Source organism: Tardiphaga sp. 862_B3_N4_1, from assembly GCF_051811085.1.
GTDB lineage: Bacteria > Pseudomonadota > Alphaproteobacteria > Rhizobiales > Xanthobacteraceae > Tardiphaga > Tardiphaga robiniae.
This window is the reverse complement of sequence record NZ_JBPWQB010000001.1, coordinates 417,972-432,765: the sequence shown is the minus strand read 5'-3', so window position 1 is coordinate 432,765 and position 14,794 is coordinate 417,972. Positions and strand designations below refer to the sequence as shown.

Below are 14,794 nucleotides of genomic sequence, written 5' to 3'. Positions count from 1 at the left end.
ATGATGAAGGCTAGCAGATTGCAGACACCGCTCGCCATGATCTTGGCGGGCGTGTGGGCGGCAGCACTGGCCTTTGGTCACAACCGCGGCGATGTCGGCTTTCTCGACCGGTTAGAGGCGACGCTGACCGATCTGCGCATCCAGATCCGCGGCGTGAAGAAGCCACCCGATCTCGTCACCATCATCGCCATCGACGACCGGGTCGCGCGCGAACAAGGCAGCTATCCGCTGCCCCGCGTCACGCTGACGACGATCATCGAGGAGATCGCACGCTACAAACCGAAAGTGCTCGCTCTCGATCTGCTGCTGGTCGATGCCGGCGCAGCAGAGAGCGATGCCGCACTGGCGCAGGCGCTCGGCAAGACCAACACCGTCATTGCCGCGGCGGCGCTGTTCAGCGAGTCCAAACAGACCGTGGCCACCAAGGAGGCCGGGCCGCTTGCGGATCTGCCGGTGGCGTCGGGATTTCTGCTGCCGCTGAAAGTCTTCGCCGATCAGGCCACGGTCGGCGTGGTCAATCTCAACACCGACAGCAGCGGCGTACCGCGCTCGATGCCGATGCTGATGCGCTCGGCCGACCGCGTGATGGTGTCGATGCCGCTGCGCGTCGCATCCGCCGCCTCGCGCGACGATGCCCAGATTGGCGAGTATAATTTCTCCCTCGCCGGCACCCATGTCCCGACCGATGTCGGCCATTTGTTGCCGATGTCTTTCTATGGGCCGCGCGGCACCATCAGGACGATCAGCGCATCGGAGGTTCTGGCGGGCAAACTGCGCCGCGCCGATGTCGAGGACCGCGTCGTCGCCATCGGCGTCACCGTCAGCGGCGGCGGCGATTTCTTCTCGACGCCGTTCGATCCGGTGATGCCCGGCGTCGAAGTCGTGTCCACCGCAATCACGCATCTGCTCGCCAAGGACACCTTGCTGCGCAATACATCCATCCGGCTGTTCGATGCCGGCTTTGCGATCGTCCTGGCGATGCTGTGCATCGCCCTGCTCGCCTGGCGGCGCAATGCCGTCGGCCTCATTGCGATTGTCGCCGTCGTCGCATTGTGGGCCGTGATCAACACCGTCGCCTATGCCCATGGCATCTGGATGAGCGCTGCATTGCCGCTGGCCGCGGCCGTACCGCCAGCCATGGCGTTCGGCGCGCTGCAGATCTGGAGCAGCCGGCGCAGCGTGCAGCATTTCGCCGCCCGCAGCGATCTGCTGCGCCAGTTCCAGGCGCCGGGCCTGCGCGACTGGCTGATCAAGGATCCGGACTATCTGCTGCAGCCGGTGCATCAGCATGCCGCCGTCATCTTCATCGATATCTCGCGCTTCACCGCACTCAGTGAGACACGCGACGCAGATGCGGTGCGCGAATTGCTGAAGTCCTTCCACGCCATGATCGATCAGGTGACCCTCGCCCATGGCGGTGTGGTGACAACCTTCATGGGTGACGGCGCGATGATCCTGTTCGGATTGCCTGTGGTCGCCGATGACGATGCCGCCCGTGCCGTGCGCTGCTGTATCGAACTGACGACGCGCACCGGCACATGGATCGCCGGTCTTCCGCCTGAGATCGCCAGCCAGATCGGATTCAAGATCGGCGCACATTTCGGCGATATCGTCGCATCGCGTCTCGGCGGCGCCAGCTACCAGCACATCACCGCGACCGGCGATACCGTCAATGTCGCCAGCCGGCTCATGGAGGTCGCCGCGAGCCACGGCGCCAAGGTGGCCCTGAGCGACGACCTGCTGCGCGCAGCGGGGGCTGATTGTGCGGTGCGCGCAACGGGGGCGCTAAGCGGCCCGACCGAAGTCCAGATCCGCGGCCGCAGCGGCGCGGTCAGCGCGTGGCTCTGGCACGACGGCAGCGCGGCGGAGGCTATATCGACCTCAGCGTAAATCGACGCACGCGGCATCGCCGCGATTGAGCCGGAACCCGGTCTGGTCTGGCACGTTTGCTCGAAGACCTGTTAGCGTACATCCGCAACCGTATCTCCTTGCGGTCATATTTCGTTGCAGCGTATTTTTGCGATCGGAGCCGCAGCTCCCGGGGTATTCGTGGATCAATCGTTAGGACCTATTCAGGACGCCAATTCATTCTTGCGAAGTTTGCTCGAAGCATCGGGCGACTGCATCAAGGTTCTCGATTTCGACGGCAACCTCATCTTCATGACCGACGGCGGCCAGCGCATCATGGAGGTCACGGACTTCGGCGCGATCAAGGGCTGCCCATGGCCTGACTTCTGGCAGAATCAGGGCAATATCGACGCGAAGGCGGCTGTAAGAGCCGCTCAGCTTGGGCGTACCGGACACTTCCAGGGTTTCGCCACCACGATGGCCGGCACGCCGAAATGGTGGGATGTCACCGTCACTGCCATTCCCGGCCCCGATGGGAAACCGCATCAGCTGCTTTCGGTGTCGCGCGATATCACTGCATCGCGTGCCGTGGATGTGGCGCTGCAGGCAAGCGAAAGCCAGCTACGACTTGCACTCGACGCCGCTGACACTGGAACCTGGGATCTCGACCCGCGTACCGGCGTGCTGCAATGGGACCGGCGCTGCTACGAATTGTTCGGCCTCACCTTCGGCAAGCCGATCTCGTTCAACGTCTTCCTGCAAGGGCTTCATCCCGACGATCGCGACGTCACTGAGAAGGCGTGCGTGAACGCCATGAAGCTGGACGGACCGCAGGCCTATGACATCGAATACCGCACCATCGGCCTCGATGACGGCATTGAGCGCTGGTGTTCCGCCAAAGGCAGGGCTGAATTCGAGAATGGCGAAGTCAGTCGCTTCATTGGAACCATTCGCGATATCGGCAAGCTGAAGCGCGCCGAAGCGCAACAGCAAATGTTGACGCGCGAACTCGAGCACCGCATGAAGAACACCATGGCGATGGTCGGCGCCATCGCCAGTCAGACGTTCCGGACTGCCGCGACCAAGGAAGAGGCGCGTACGATCTTCGATGCGCGTCTGGCCGCGCTCAACCAGGCGCATGACATCCTCACGCGATCGAGCTGGACCAGCGCGTCGATGCCCACGGTGATCGCTGGCGCGCTGGCCCCGCATCGAACGGGCGAAAAGCGTATTCGCGTCTCGGGCCCCGAGGTGGAACTGACGGCCAAACAGGCACTGTCGCTGGCGCTCGCGCTGCATGAACTCGCAACCAATGCCACAAAGTATGGTGCATTATCCGTTCCGGACGGAACGATAGATATCGACTGGGCTTGTCACACCGGCAGCGACGGGCCGGCGTTAGGTTTCGCGTGGCGCGAATCCGGCGGCCCCGTCGTGGCGCCGCCGACGCGACGTGGATTTGGCTCACGACTGATCGAAGGTACGCTGTCTGCCGACTTCGGCAGTTCCGTCAAAATCGAATTCTTGCCCGAAGGGCTCACATGTCGGTTCGAAACCAGATTGAGCGATCTGGCTTCGGTGCCCGACGAAAGGTGACACCAATTTTTATGGCATCACTCCAAGAACTCAATGCACGTGACATGCAGCGGCCCGCCGTCCTCATCGTCGAGGACGAGCCTCTGCTCCGTATTCACGCGGCCGACATCGTCGAGGAGGCCGGGTTCTTCGCCATCGAGGCCAACAATGCCGACGAGGCCGTGCGAATTCTGGAAACGCGCGACGACATCGTTCTGCTGTTCACTGACGTACAGATGCCTGGAAGCATGGACGGGTTGAAACTGGCCCACGCGGTACGCAACCGCTGGCCACCGATCAAGATCGTGATCGTTTCCGGCCATTTGCAGGTCGCCAAGAACGATCTGCCCGACGACAGCCGCTTCTTCGGCAAGCCGTTTGAGACGACGAAGATGATCGCGGAACTACGCGCGCTGATCGGCTAGAGCCGGCGCTATTGGACGGGTTGCTCACCCAGGATGGCGCGATCGATGGCGTCGACCACGTTCTGCATCTCGACAAACTTCATGCGAGCCCGTTCCGCATTATCGCGATTGAAGGGCGCCGCCAGCACTTTCGCGTGCGCATCGCGTTCCTCGATCATGCGCATACGCGCCGCCTTGAGCGTATCCAGACGTTCAATCATCTTGATCGATCCTCATATCGGTACGATCATGCGTATAGCATGAAGCCCGCCGGTGATGATCACCGACGGGCTTCAGTCATTCAAAATCTATCAGACGACGCAAAACTTGTCGGTCGAGAAATCCCAGTACATCCGTGGAAATTTCAGGACCTTCAAGCTCAGATCGCGCGGAGATCTTCCGCGCTGGTCTTGCCGCGCATCTTGTCAGCCTTGGCTTCGAAAGAAACCTTCTGGCCTTCATTGAGCGAACCCAATCCAGCGCGCTCGACTGCACTGATGTGAACGAACACATCCTGGCCGCCGTCATCAGGCTGAATGAAACCGAAACCCTTGGTCGCGTTGAACCACTTAACTGTACCGACTGCCATAACTATTCTCCAAGATGTGCGAATGCGCGAGCCCTACGCGACATCGCGTGAGCCCGATCCGATTTCAACGATGTCTTGGGGAATGGAGCCGATTACGGCGCGGTCAACAAGCCAGAGCATATATTCGAATAACTGCAATATAGATGATTTCAGCCGAATTACAAGAACAATGATTCCAGAGCGTGTTTAACGAGCATTTACAACGGTGAACTTCAGATCGAAGCTGGCTGTGGAACTCTGATTTACCGTTGCTGCAGCGGGCACACGAATGGACAGATCGAGGCGACGCACACCGGTTCTGGCCGAACTTCGCTTCGCCGAGCGACGCTGCGAATTCGACGGGCTCGATCTCACCACGCGTTTCGAGCTGATCTATCGCACCAATCTGTGGGGCGCTGAAAAATCGCAATCCGGCCTCGGCTCCGAACTCGACGCAACAACGTCACTCCGCCGCGACCTCACGCAATTGCTGCGGCGATTGCGGGTGCAATCCGTCCTCGATCTGCCCTGCGGCGATTTCACCTGGATGGCGCAGATGGACCTCGGCGGTATCCGCTATCTCGGCGCCGATATCGTTCCGGATATCGTGGCAGCCAATGCCGCGCACTATGGCCATGCAGGCCATATCGATTTTGCCCGACTCGATCTCGTCAGCGATACCTTGCCCGCTATGGATCTGGTGTTGTGCCGCGACTGCCTTGTGCATCTGTCATTCGCCAACATCCACCGCGCCATCGCCAATCTGAAACGCTCCGGCACCTGCTGGTTGCTGACCACGACATTTCCCGACGCATCAGCCAATCGCGATATCGAGGACGGTGACTGGCGCGTACTCAATCTGCAGCACGCACCGTTCCTGTTTCCTGCTCCCCTAGCCGTGATCAACGAAGGCTGTACGGAAGCTGCCGGCGACTATGCCGACAAGTCGCTGGCCCTGTGGCGCGTGAGAGATCTGCCGGGCGATGCGTGATTCAGCTTACACGTCGATACGGCCCTGCATCACCGGCACGCAACGGCCGGAAATACGAACGCTCTCCACATGTCCATCACGCTTCCGCACCTCGACCTCAATGAGGCTGCGGCGCCCCATCTCAACGCCCTGCTCGATGGTGATGGCACAGACGGCGTCGCGACGCGGATCCAGACTCACCAGATAGGCCGCGAGCGCCGCAGAGGCGCTCCCGGTGGCCGGATCTTCGGGGACATTGTCGAGCGGCGCGAACATCCGCGCGCGCAGGTGATCGATACCATCGCCGGTACGGACATAGACGAAGGCCGAGAAACGATCGTCGTGATGCCGGTGTTTCTGTTCGGCCTGCTCGAAGGCCGTTGTGTTTGGCCGCGCGGACGCCAGCGCATCGAGACTGCTCAGTTCGGCCACCGCGAAAGGCAGACCGACAGACACCATGCGCGGCCCGTGTGTTGACGTGACGATGGCATCGGGCGCGAGTGATACGCAGGCGGCCATCATGTCACGGTCAATCTCACCCAGCATCGTGAGTGGCTGCGGCGCGACGAAGCCGGTGCCGACAATCGCACCGCCATCGCGCAAGAGATCGAGATGGACGAGGCCCGCCTTCTCTTCGAACACCATGCGATCGCCGACAGGCCTGCCGAAGGCCGTGCCCTGGCGGCCAAGCACGAAGGCGGTGCCGACATTGGGATGACCGGCGAAAGGGATTTCAGTGGTCGGCGTGAAGATGCGAACGCGTGCGGTATGTGCGGGATCATCCGGGGGAAACACGAAGGTCGTTTCCGAATAGTTGAACTCGGTGGCGATCTTCTGCAGCAGCGCATCGTCGATGCCGCGCGCATCCGGAACGACTGCCAGCGGATTGCCGCCGAAACGCTGGTCCGTGAACACATCCACGGTGACATAGTCGATCATCCTGCAGCCCTCACCATTCCGTTACCGCTGGGTTCGCCGACGTAACAGTCGGCGCCGGCCCTGCGTATTCGTAGCCATAAACCTAGGTATGCCGGCTGCACACCACCGTCCGATTCACCGCGGCCTCGCCATCCCATAGACCAGATAATGTCATGCCGATCCGCTCCCGTTCGAGCTGACCGGCGCGAGCCCGTCAAGTGCAACATCCATGCTTCCCTTGTCCCTCCGGCCGAAACAATCGCCGGGCAACCGAATGGTGATACCATGCTGATGAACTCCCTCTCCAAGATGACGCTGCGTGCGATGCTGATGGCGACCATGTGCCTGCTGACGGCGCCGATGGCGCAGGCTGCAACCGCAGCGCCCGTGAAAGCCAAGAACGTGGTTCTGGTGCACGGCGCCTGGGCCGACGGATCGAGCTGGGCCGGAGTCATTCCGCTGTTGCAGAAGGCAGGCCTCCATGTGACGGCCGTGCAAAATCCGCTGAGCTCGCTGGACGACTCCAATGCCGCGACCCGCCGCGCGCTCGCCTTGCAGGATGGGCCGACCGTCCTCGTCGCGCATTCCTGGGGCGGCACGGTGATTAGCGACGTCGGCACCGATCCGAAGGTCTCGGCGCTGGTCTATGTCGCGGCCCGTGCGCCGGATGCCAATGAGGACTTCGTGGCGCTGTCCGGCAAATTTCCGACGGGCGAGGTGCGCGCCGGAATCCAGACCCATGATGGCTACACCCAGCTCTCCGAAGACTCGTTCCTGAAATATTTCGCCAATGGCGTTCCGCGCAAGCAGGCCGAAGTGCTCTATGCCGTGCAGGGCTCGACCGCCGCATCGATCTTCGCAGGCCGCACCACCGCAGCCGCGTGGCATGACAAGCCATCATTCTATGCGGTGTCGAAAGAGGACAAGACGATCAATCCAGATCTCGAGCGTTTCCTCGCCAAGCGCATGAATGCGACGACGATCGAACTCAATGCCGGCCACCTCTCGCTGGTGTCGCACCCGAAGGAAGTCGCCGACCTGATCCTCGCGGCCGCAGGCGTCAAGAAGTAGAGCTGCCTCTGCCCCCTTAACAGCGCGCGTCGAGGGTACCCGGCGCGCAACGCTTTCATCGATCCGACAATCATGACGCAGATCTGCGTCGCAACAGGAGGACGTCCCATGTTCTCACGGAGAGATCTCATGGCCGCAACAGCATCGGGCATCGTGATGAGCGCCGCAGCATCGGCACAGGCCGCGACATTCGGCAATCCGGATCTGCCGCCGCAGGGCGCGGTCAATGCCAAGGGACCGAACAATCTGAGCGATCCCGGCCCGCAAAATCCCATCATCGCCGGCCAGTTCCCATCCTCGCAATTGCCACCGGCGACCGATATCGGCGGCATGGCGCTGCCCTGGGCCACGTTCAACAATGCACCGCGGCGCATCCAGAACGGCGGCTGGGCGCGGCAGGTGACGCAGGCGGATTTCGCGATCTCGACCACGATCTCCGGCGTCAACATGCGGCTCACCGCCGGTGGCATCCGCGAGATGCATTGGCATCAGGCCGGCGAATGGGCGATCATGACTTACGGCTCGTGCCGCGTCACCGTGCTCGACAATCAGGGCCGGCCCTATGTCGCCGACGTCAGCGCGGGCGACCTCTGGTACTTCCCCTCCGGCGCGCCGCATTCGCTGCAGGGCCTCGGCCCCGATGGCTGCGAATTCGTGATCTGCTTCGATGACGGTCAGGCCAACGAATTCAATACGCTGCTGCTGTCGGACTGGATCGCGCATACGCCGCCGGAAATCCTCGCCAAGAATTTCGGCGTGCCGGTCGAAAGCTTCGCGAAAATCCCGCTGCAAAATCTCTGGATCTTCCAGGGCACGGTTCCCGGTTCGCTCGCGGCCGACCAGGCCTCGTCCTATCGCGATGCGGATGTTGCGCTCTATCCGTTCACCTATGCGCTTGGATCGTCCAAGCCGGTCAAATCGACACGCAACGGCGAAATCCGGATTGCCGATACCAGCAACTTCACCGCTTCGGCGACGATCGCGGTGGCGCTGGTGACGGTGAAGCCCGGCGGCATGCGCGAGATGCACTGGCATCCGAACGCCGACGAGTGGCAGTATTATCTCGCGGGCCGCGCGCGGATGACCCTGTTCAATTCCGGCCCGAACGCCACCACCATCGACTTCACGCCGGGCGATGTCGGCTACGTCAAACGCAACTTCGGCCACTATATCGAGAACACTGGCGACACCGACCTGCAGTTCATCGAAGTGTTCCGCACGGCGCATTACGAGGAAGTGTCGCTGTCCGACTGGTTGACGCACACGCCGCCGGCTCTCGTCGCACAACATCTCAATGTGGCACCGGAAGTCATCGCCAAATGGCCCCGCCAATCACCGGGCATCATGCCGGTCTGACGCTGCAAGACCGCACGGGAGGTCTCAGGACTTCCCGTGCCTTTCGGCGATCAACCGCCCGACTGTCCGTCGATCGCAACGTCGACGCCTTCAAAATTCTTGCCGCGAAGGCTGACCTTGTCGCCATCGAATGACAGCGTCCATTTCCGCGATAGCTCGCTCGCGCCGATATTGATCCGCTCGACTTCGAACGCGTGATCATCCAGCCACCGTCCCTTCACCGCAAGCGGCCCATAGGGTGTGTCCTTTCCCTTGCGATACAATCCATCGAGCCCGATAGGGCCGCTGATCATCTCGGGCGGTCGCGCCGAATTGCGGCTGTAGAGTTCGAAATCATAATGCGGGTTCGGGCCGACCAGTCTCAGCGTCAGCGATTTCACGCCCAGCGGATTGCGGGCGAACGCATAGGTCTTGCCCGAGATCGTCGATGCGATCTCTGGCGTCGGCCCGACCTCTGACGGCTTCTCTGTCGATATGGCGCGGATGGCGCTCGCCAGTCGTTCTGTGCCGGCCGTGTCCGGCTGTATTGCAGTCTCGGATTTGATAGATGCCGCGATGGACGGCAGGAGAGTCGTCACGGCGCAGCCGTTTCTACCTGTGGTCACCGCCACGAGATCCAGCGCCGGGTAGACCACGATCAACTGACAATGATAGCCACTCGCCCAATAGACGTTACTGTCGGGCAGAGCCCAGAAGAAATTCGAATAACGCCATGCCGGAGCAAATGAGAGGCGCATGTCCACCGTGGCGTGGTTCACCTTGTCGATCCAGTCCCGTGGCACCAGCGGTTTACCCTCCCACTCGCCGTTGCGCAGATAGAGATAGCCGAACTTCGCCATATCGCGCGGGTGCAGCGCCAGACCGTATCCGCCGGTCGAGATGCCCTGCGGATCGCGACGCCATTTCCATGCCGTGATACCCAGCGGGCCGAACAGCCGCGCCTTGGCGTAATCCTCCGCGCTCATCCCCGTTACTTTGGTGAGGATCGCGGACAGCAGATGCGGATTGCCGCTATTGTAATTGAAGCCGTCTCCGGGCGTGGCGGCCATCTGTCGATTGAGGATGAACTCGATCCAGTTCCGGCTTCGCTCCATGTCGATCACCGACAGCGGTGGTCCTTCGCCGAGCCCTTCTTCCCACATCAGTCCGGAGGTCATGTCCAGCAGACCTTGAAGCGTGATGGCTTTCTTTCTGTCATCGAGGTTGAGGATGCTGCGCTCGCCAAAGAATGGCAGCACCGGCTGATCGGTGCCCGTCAGCAGACCATCCTTCAAGGCGAATGACGTCAGCGTGCCGATCACGGCCTTGGTGACGGAGTTGACCACGTGAGGCATGTCCGCGCTGTACGGTGCGTAATAGGCATCCAGTACGATCTTGCCGTGGCGCACGATCAGAATGCTGTCCATGCTTTGACGAGCACCGGACTCAACCAGCTTGGCGAGCGCTGCCGGGTCCACGCCCTGCTCTTCCGGCGTGGATGTCTGCCAGCCCTGGGTCGGCCACACGACGGCCCGTCCCTCCTCTGCGATGACGCCCTCACCACAAAACGCGGCGGCGAACATGCCCAGGCCGAGCACAAACTTCAGAACGGGAATTCGTGAAGATCGCATGACAGCCTCGCTGTGAGTTTTAACGCTGCGCGAGAACCATATCTCCAGCTACAGATTGTTCAACCGAATTGCAGCTTCATTCCGTCCGCGGACTTGCAGGTGCACAATCGCCTACATGGCAACAGGAACAAGCTTCGCGACGGCGCTGAGCAAATCGGTCTGGGTGATCAGCCCCTGAATCATGCGGTCCTGATCGACGATGATGACGGCGTGCGTTCGTCCATCGGTCAGCGTCGGCAGCAAGGTCACCGCGGGCGTCTGCATCGTCGCCGTCGCTGCGGGCGACATGGATTTTCCGACATCGCCCGATTCTTTCATCAGCTCGCGGAGGCCGACCGTTCCGACGAGCTGTCCCTGCTTGCCCAGGACGGGAAGCGTGCGGACATTGTGCAGGAGCAGCCGCGAGCGGGCCAGTTCGGCACTATCCCGCAATCCGACCGTGACGACATCGCGCGACATGATGTCTCCGCACAGGATCGTGCCGTGCGAGCGCAACATGGCTTGCAGTTCGACCTGCCGCAGCAGCGTTTCGAGATCGTCGGGGCTGATATCGAAAGTCTCGCTGAGCGCTTCCAGCGCCTTGTCGATATCCTCGGCGCGAAAGCCGACCCGCAGCTCCGGGCTGATGTCCGATGTCTGATGCGGATTTGCTGATGGCACCGGCGCCCTGTGCGGATAGGTCCGCCGCGAGATCTTGTGGAACAGATAGCCCAGCCCGACCAGAAGCACCGAGTTCAGGCCGACAGGCACGAATGGAAACAGATAACCAGATGACGTAACGATTGGCCCGCCGATGATCGCCGTCAGCGCCGTGGCGCCGCCGGGCGGATGCAGGCAGCGCGCAAAGGACATCGCGGCGATGGCGAGCGATACGCCGAAGCCGATCGCCAGGATCTGATCGGGAATGAGATGCGCGACAGCGACACCGATCAGAGCCGAGATGGTGTTACCGCCGATGATCGCCCATGGCTGGGCCAGCGGACTCGTGGGAACCGCAAACAAGAGCACAGCAGATGCGCCAAGCGGCGCCACGATCAGCGGCAGGCTGGAGCTGTCGCCCAGCACAGATCGGCAGATCAATCCCGTGAGCACGATGCCCAGCAGTGCGCCCAGGCAAGCAATCATGCGCTCGCCAAGCCGTGCCCCCGCCAGGATGGGGACGAACAGTCGAATACCTGTCTTGCGAGGTGCAACGTCGCTCGAAACGTTCCTTGGGTCTTCTCTTTTTGTCATTGAATCGAGACCGGCGCATGGCCCCGCCAGAATGACGGGCCCCCCTTTGACCACTATGCACAAGCGCCTGCAATGTTGAATACGACACGCGGGCCTGACGATCGCGATCTGGCAGAGCTATCCCTGCTCGGCTATAACGGCACGGCCATTCGCCCGAACGCGCCCCATCAGGAGGGCGCGACGGCGATCTCAAGGGAGGACTCATGGCCCGCATCGACTACAGCGATCCCGCCGCAGCCAGCGAACGCACCCGCGAGATCCTCGGCAAGAACCGCAATGCCAACATCTTCCGCATGATGGCGCATTCGCCCAGCTATCTCGAACAATATTGCCGGCTCGGCGGCGCCATCCGCAACAAGGGTGAGCTGGATCCCGTCATCCGCGAACTGGCGATCACCCGCACCGGCATTCTCTGCGAGGCGCCCTATGAAGTCGCCGCGCACAAGCGCATCGGTGGCTATGTGGGCGTCACCGAGGAGCAGAACGCTGCGCTGGAGAACTGGCAGGCCGCGACTTGTTTCGACGACACGCAGCGCGCGGCGCTGGCGTTCACCGATGAGATCGTCGCGCTGCATCGCCCAACCGACGCGACGTTCAAGGCCATCGCTGCGCATCTGACACCCGGCGCGCTCGTGGAATTGCAGCTCTCGGTCGGCTTCTACATCATGACCTCGAAATTCCTCGAGAGTTTTGCTATCGACATGCAGCCCGTATCCGAGGTCGTCTGAGTTCACCATTCTCTCGGGCGTTCCAATTTCCTTGAGTCTCACATGTCGAAAACCACCCGCGCCACACAGACACTGAGCAGGCTCGGCGCCGCGTTCACCCTGCATACCTACGATTACGATCCCCACGCCGAGAGCATCGGCCTGCAGGCAGCGGAGGCGCTCGGCATTGCACCGCAGCGCATGCTGAAAACATTGATGGCCGAGGTGGATGGCAAGCCGGTTTGCGTGGTCGTGCCTTCCGACAAGGAGGTCAGCATGAAGAAGCTGGCCGCGGCCTTTCGCGGCAAGAGCGCGAAGATGATGCGCCCGGCTGATGCCGAACGCATGACCGGCTATCACGTCGGTGGCATCAGCCCGTTCGGACAGAAGAAGCGCGTGCCGATCGCCATGGAGCAGGCGGCATTGTCGGAAAATACGATCTATCTCAATGGCGGCCAGCGCGGGCTGCAGATCGAGATTGCGCCGGAAGCCGCGCGCGCGGCGCTGGATGCGATGGCAGCCACACTGACGGACTGACGCGCATCACTGCTGTTTGAAGCCCGGGCATGCCGGCGTGATCATGACGCGCTGTCGCAGGCGGGAACGGCAATGTAAGCTGCGCATTAACGACGTCGTACTTTTCGCAAAGGGAGAACCGACATGCGCTCAATCCTGGCAGCAGCTGCACTTCTGGTCGTGATGGGCGCCACGCCCTCCATGGCCCGCGAATATCCATGGTGCTCGCGCACCTCGGCCACCGGCTTCAATCCGAGCTGTACCTTCACCTCCTATAACCAGTGCATGGCCACCGTGAGCGGCCAGCGCGGCGACTGCATGCAGAACCCGATGCTGGCCTATGGCGACCAGCGCCGCGGCCAGAGCCGCGCGATGCGCGGTCAGCCGGACAGTTGGGACAATGGATGGAATAACAACTGGAACAATAATTGGGATCGGCGCTGGTAGTCTCGTAGGCCAGCGACGGATTAGCCGAAGACATCATGCGCCCTGGCGTTACGATGCTGGAGACGTGGCGGATTGTGCTTCTCTCATCCGCTCTACTTTCTCATGTCACTTCCGGCAATACGCCCATGCCGCGATCGCGATCGGCAGCCCGACGCCAAACCACGAAAAATAGCGACCGGGATCGCCGGCGAGTAGCGCCGACAGCATGCCTGCCAGCGATAAGACGCCGATGACGATCGGCGCGCCGAACACGCGCCACCAGGTCGCCCTGTGCTGCGGCACCTTGCTCATGACGATGACCCGATCGCTGCCTGAGCGCCGGCGGACAACCGCGCCCCGCGCCTGACCTTGCTGCGCTTGACCGCCCACAGATACAGCCCGCTGCCCAGCACGATGATCGTGAAAACCGTGAGCAGCGCCCAGATGATCTTCAGCGGCATGCCGCCATAGTCGCCGAAATGCAGCGGCTGCGAGACCAGTACCGCTTTCAGATAGGTCGGCAGTTCGCTGGTGTCGGAGACCTCACCGGTCTCGCCATCGAGCAGCACGGGTTTCACCAGCCGTGAGGTCAGCGGGGTATCGCCGCGCAAGAAGACCGCGAAGTGATGCGTCGATGTGAACGGCGTGCCGGGAAATGCGATGAAGGCTGGGTCCATGCCCGGCGCGACCTTCATGGCATTGCCAAGGACCTTGTCCAGCGACGCGAGCTGCGCCGGTGTCGGCTTGCCGGCATAGGGCGCAGCCATGGCAGCCAATTCGTTACGCTGCCAGATACCGAGCATGACCTCGGCATAGGCATTGATGACGCCGGTGCCGCCGACCACCAGCGCCCAGACGATGGTGACCACGCCAAGCAGATTGTGCCAGTCGAGCCACAACACCCGGCGCGATTTCTGTTTGCGGATCGCCGCGAAATTCAGACGGCGCGTGAACGGCCAGTACAGCACCACGCCGGAGATGATGGCGATCATGAAGAGGAAGCCCATGACGCCCATGAACCATTTGCCGGGAAGCCCGAGATACATGTCGGTATGCAGCCGCAGCATCACCAGCATCGGGCCGGTGCCGAGGAGACCCACCGGCTTCGCCGTATAGGCATCGAATGCCTTCACCACCGTGGTCTGCGGATCGGAGGTCACCGACGTGTTGGTGAAGGTCGAGACCATGCCGGGCTCGTCCTTGTCCCAGGCCATATAGAGCAACACACTGCCGGGATGATCCGTGATCGCGGCGCGGCCGATGGCATCGAGACTGAGCTTCGCCGCGCCCGGCACATGCACATCCATCTTCGGCGCATAGCCAAGCGCCTCGTCGATCTCATGATGAAAGATCAACGGCAGGCCCGTGAGGCACAGCAGCAGCAGAAAGACGGTCGAGACAAGGCTGGTCCATTTGTGGATCAGCGACCAGATGCGGGCCGTACGCGCTTTCAGGGGATCGATCCTTCTTCAGCTACTGAAAATGTCGTCCCCGGCAAGCCGGAGACGACATGAGCAGATCATTTCGACGTGGCGACCGTGCGGCGAGCGTGACGTACAGCGACCTATTGTCGTGCTGTCTCGCTCGCCCGT

At 61.8% G+C, this 14,794-nt stretch carries 16 protein-coding genes; 9 read left to right on the top strand and 7 right to left on the bottom strand.

The genetic code is table 11. The features are described from left to right. The 3 genes from AB8B02_RS02090 to AB8B02_RS02080 all read left to right on the top strand — a co-directional run bounded on the left by AB8B02_RS02090 (position 1) and on the right by AB8B02_RS02080 (position 3,848). On the top strand, positions 1–1,890 hold the full coding sequence (locus AB8B02_RS02090; RefSeq protein WP_309947327.1) for a CHASE2 domain-containing protein: 1,890 nt from the start codon (positions 1–3) through the stop codon (positions 1,888–1,890). A 201-nt stretch (positions 1,891–2,091) separates the two neighbouring features. Beyond that, positions 2,092–3,444 carry an HWE histidine kinase domain-containing protein gene (locus AB8B02_RS02085; protein ID WP_439062983.1) on the top strand — a complete coding sequence of 451 codons (1,353 nt, stop codon included), beginning with the start codon at positions 2,092–2,094 and terminating at the stop codon, positions 3,442–3,444. A gap of 44 nt (positions 3,445–3,488) precedes the next feature. Further along, the gene (locus tag AB8B02_RS02080; protein WP_089263577.1) at positions 3,489–3,848 is read left to right on the top strand and encodes a response regulator; all 360 of its coding nucleotides are present in this window, start codon (positions 3,489–3,491) and stop codon (positions 3,846–3,848) included. Between the two features lie 8 nt (positions 3,849–3,856). On the opposite strand, the gene AB8B02_RS02075 is transcribed toward AB8B02_RS02080, so the two are convergent. Both AB8B02_RS02075 and AB8B02_RS02070 read right to left on the bottom strand, forming a co-directional pair. After that, positions 3,857–4,048 carry a hypothetical protein gene (locus AB8B02_RS02075; protein WP_439062982.1) on the bottom strand — a complete coding sequence of 64 codons (192 nt, stop codon included), beginning with the start codon at positions 4,046–4,048 and terminating at the stop codon, positions 3,857–3,859. A gap of 158 nt (positions 4,049–4,206) precedes the next feature. Further along, positions 4,207–4,416: a cold-shock protein gene (locus AB8B02_RS02070; RefSeq protein ID WP_068731259.1), complete on the bottom strand. Its 210-nt coding sequence runs from the start codon at positions 4,414–4,416 to the stop codon at positions 4,207–4,209. A gap of 268 nt (positions 4,417–4,684) precedes the next feature. Here AB8B02_RS02070 and AB8B02_RS02065 point away from each other — a divergent pair, with 268 nt between their 5' ends. Next, complete coding sequence (locus AB8B02_RS02065) at positions 4,685–5,386, top strand: class I SAM-dependent methyltransferase (RefSeq protein WP_439062981.1); 702 nt, start codon at positions 4,685–4,687, stop codon at positions 5,384–5,386. 6 nt (positions 5,387–5,392) lie between these two features. Here AB8B02_RS02065 and AB8B02_RS02060 read toward each other — a convergent pair whose 3' ends face one another. After that, entirely contained in the window at positions 5,393–6,304 is a 912-nt protein-coding gene (locus tag AB8B02_RS02060) for a PhzF family phenazine biosynthesis protein (RefSeq protein ID WP_439062980.1), read from the bottom strand. A gap of 288 nt (positions 6,305–6,592) precedes the next feature. On the opposite strand from AB8B02_RS02060, the gene AB8B02_RS02055 reads away from it, so the two are divergent. Beyond that, positions 6,593–7,354, top strand: coding sequence for an alpha/beta fold hydrolase (locus AB8B02_RS02055; protein ID WP_439062716.1), 762 nt, complete (start codon positions 6,593–6,595; stop codon positions 7,352–7,354). A gap of 108 nt (positions 7,355–7,462) precedes the next feature. Then, positions 7,463–8,710: a cupin domain-containing protein gene (locus AB8B02_RS02050; protein WP_439062979.1), complete on the top strand. Its 1,248-nt coding sequence runs from the start codon at positions 7,463–7,465 to the stop codon at positions 8,708–8,710. A gap of 50 nt (positions 8,711–8,760) precedes the next feature. Here the strand turns inward: AB8B02_RS02050 and AB8B02_RS02045 are convergent, their stop codons facing one another. Next, positions 8,761–10,320, bottom strand: coding sequence for a serine hydrolase domain-containing protein (locus tag AB8B02_RS02045; protein ID WP_439062978.1), 1,560 nt, complete (start codon positions 10,318–10,320; stop codon positions 8,761–8,763). A 111-nt stretch (positions 10,321–10,431) separates the two neighbouring features. After that, the gene (locus AB8B02_RS02040; protein WP_439062977.1) at positions 10,432–11,553 is read right to left on the bottom strand and encodes an HPP family protein; all 1,122 of its coding nucleotides are present in this window, start codon (positions 11,551–11,553) and stop codon (positions 10,432–10,434) included. 203 nt (positions 11,554–11,756) lie between these two features. On the opposite strand from AB8B02_RS02040, the gene AB8B02_RS02035 reads away from it, so the two are divergent. From AB8B02_RS02035 to AB8B02_RS02025, 3 genes are all read left to right on the top strand, one after another. Then, a complete protein-coding gene (locus AB8B02_RS02035; protein WP_439062976.1) occupies positions 11,757–12,281 on the top strand; it encodes a carboxymuconolactone decarboxylase family protein in 525 nt (174 codons plus the stop codon). Positions 12,282–12,323: 42 nt separating this feature from the next. Continuing rightward, positions 12,324–12,797, top strand: coding sequence for a Cys-tRNA(Pro) deacylase (ybaK, locus tag AB8B02_RS02030; protein ID WP_092138884.1), 474 nt, complete (start codon positions 12,324–12,326; stop codon positions 12,795–12,797). A 123-nt stretch (positions 12,798–12,920) separates the two neighbouring features. Then, complete coding sequence (locus tag AB8B02_RS02025; RefSeq protein ID WP_092138886.1) at positions 12,921–13,223, top strand: DUF3551 domain-containing protein; 303 nt, start codon at positions 12,921–12,923, stop codon at positions 13,221–13,223. Positions 13,224–13,328: 105 nt separating this feature from the next. On the opposite strand, the gene AB8B02_RS02020 is transcribed toward AB8B02_RS02025, so the two are convergent. Then, a complete protein-coding gene (locus AB8B02_RS02020; protein ID WP_439062975.1) occupies positions 13,329–13,514 on the bottom strand; it encodes a hypothetical protein in 186 nt (61 codons plus the stop codon). After that, positions 13,511–14,623, bottom strand: a complete 1,113-nt coding sequence (locus AB8B02_RS02015) for a PepSY-associated TM helix domain-containing protein (RefSeq protein ID WP_439064569.1) — start codon at positions 14,621–14,623, stop codon at positions 13,511–13,513. Before AB8B02_RS02015 ends, AB8B02_RS02020 begins: the two co-directional genes overlap by 4 nt. Between the last annotated feature and the right edge of the window lie 171 nt (positions 14,624–14,794).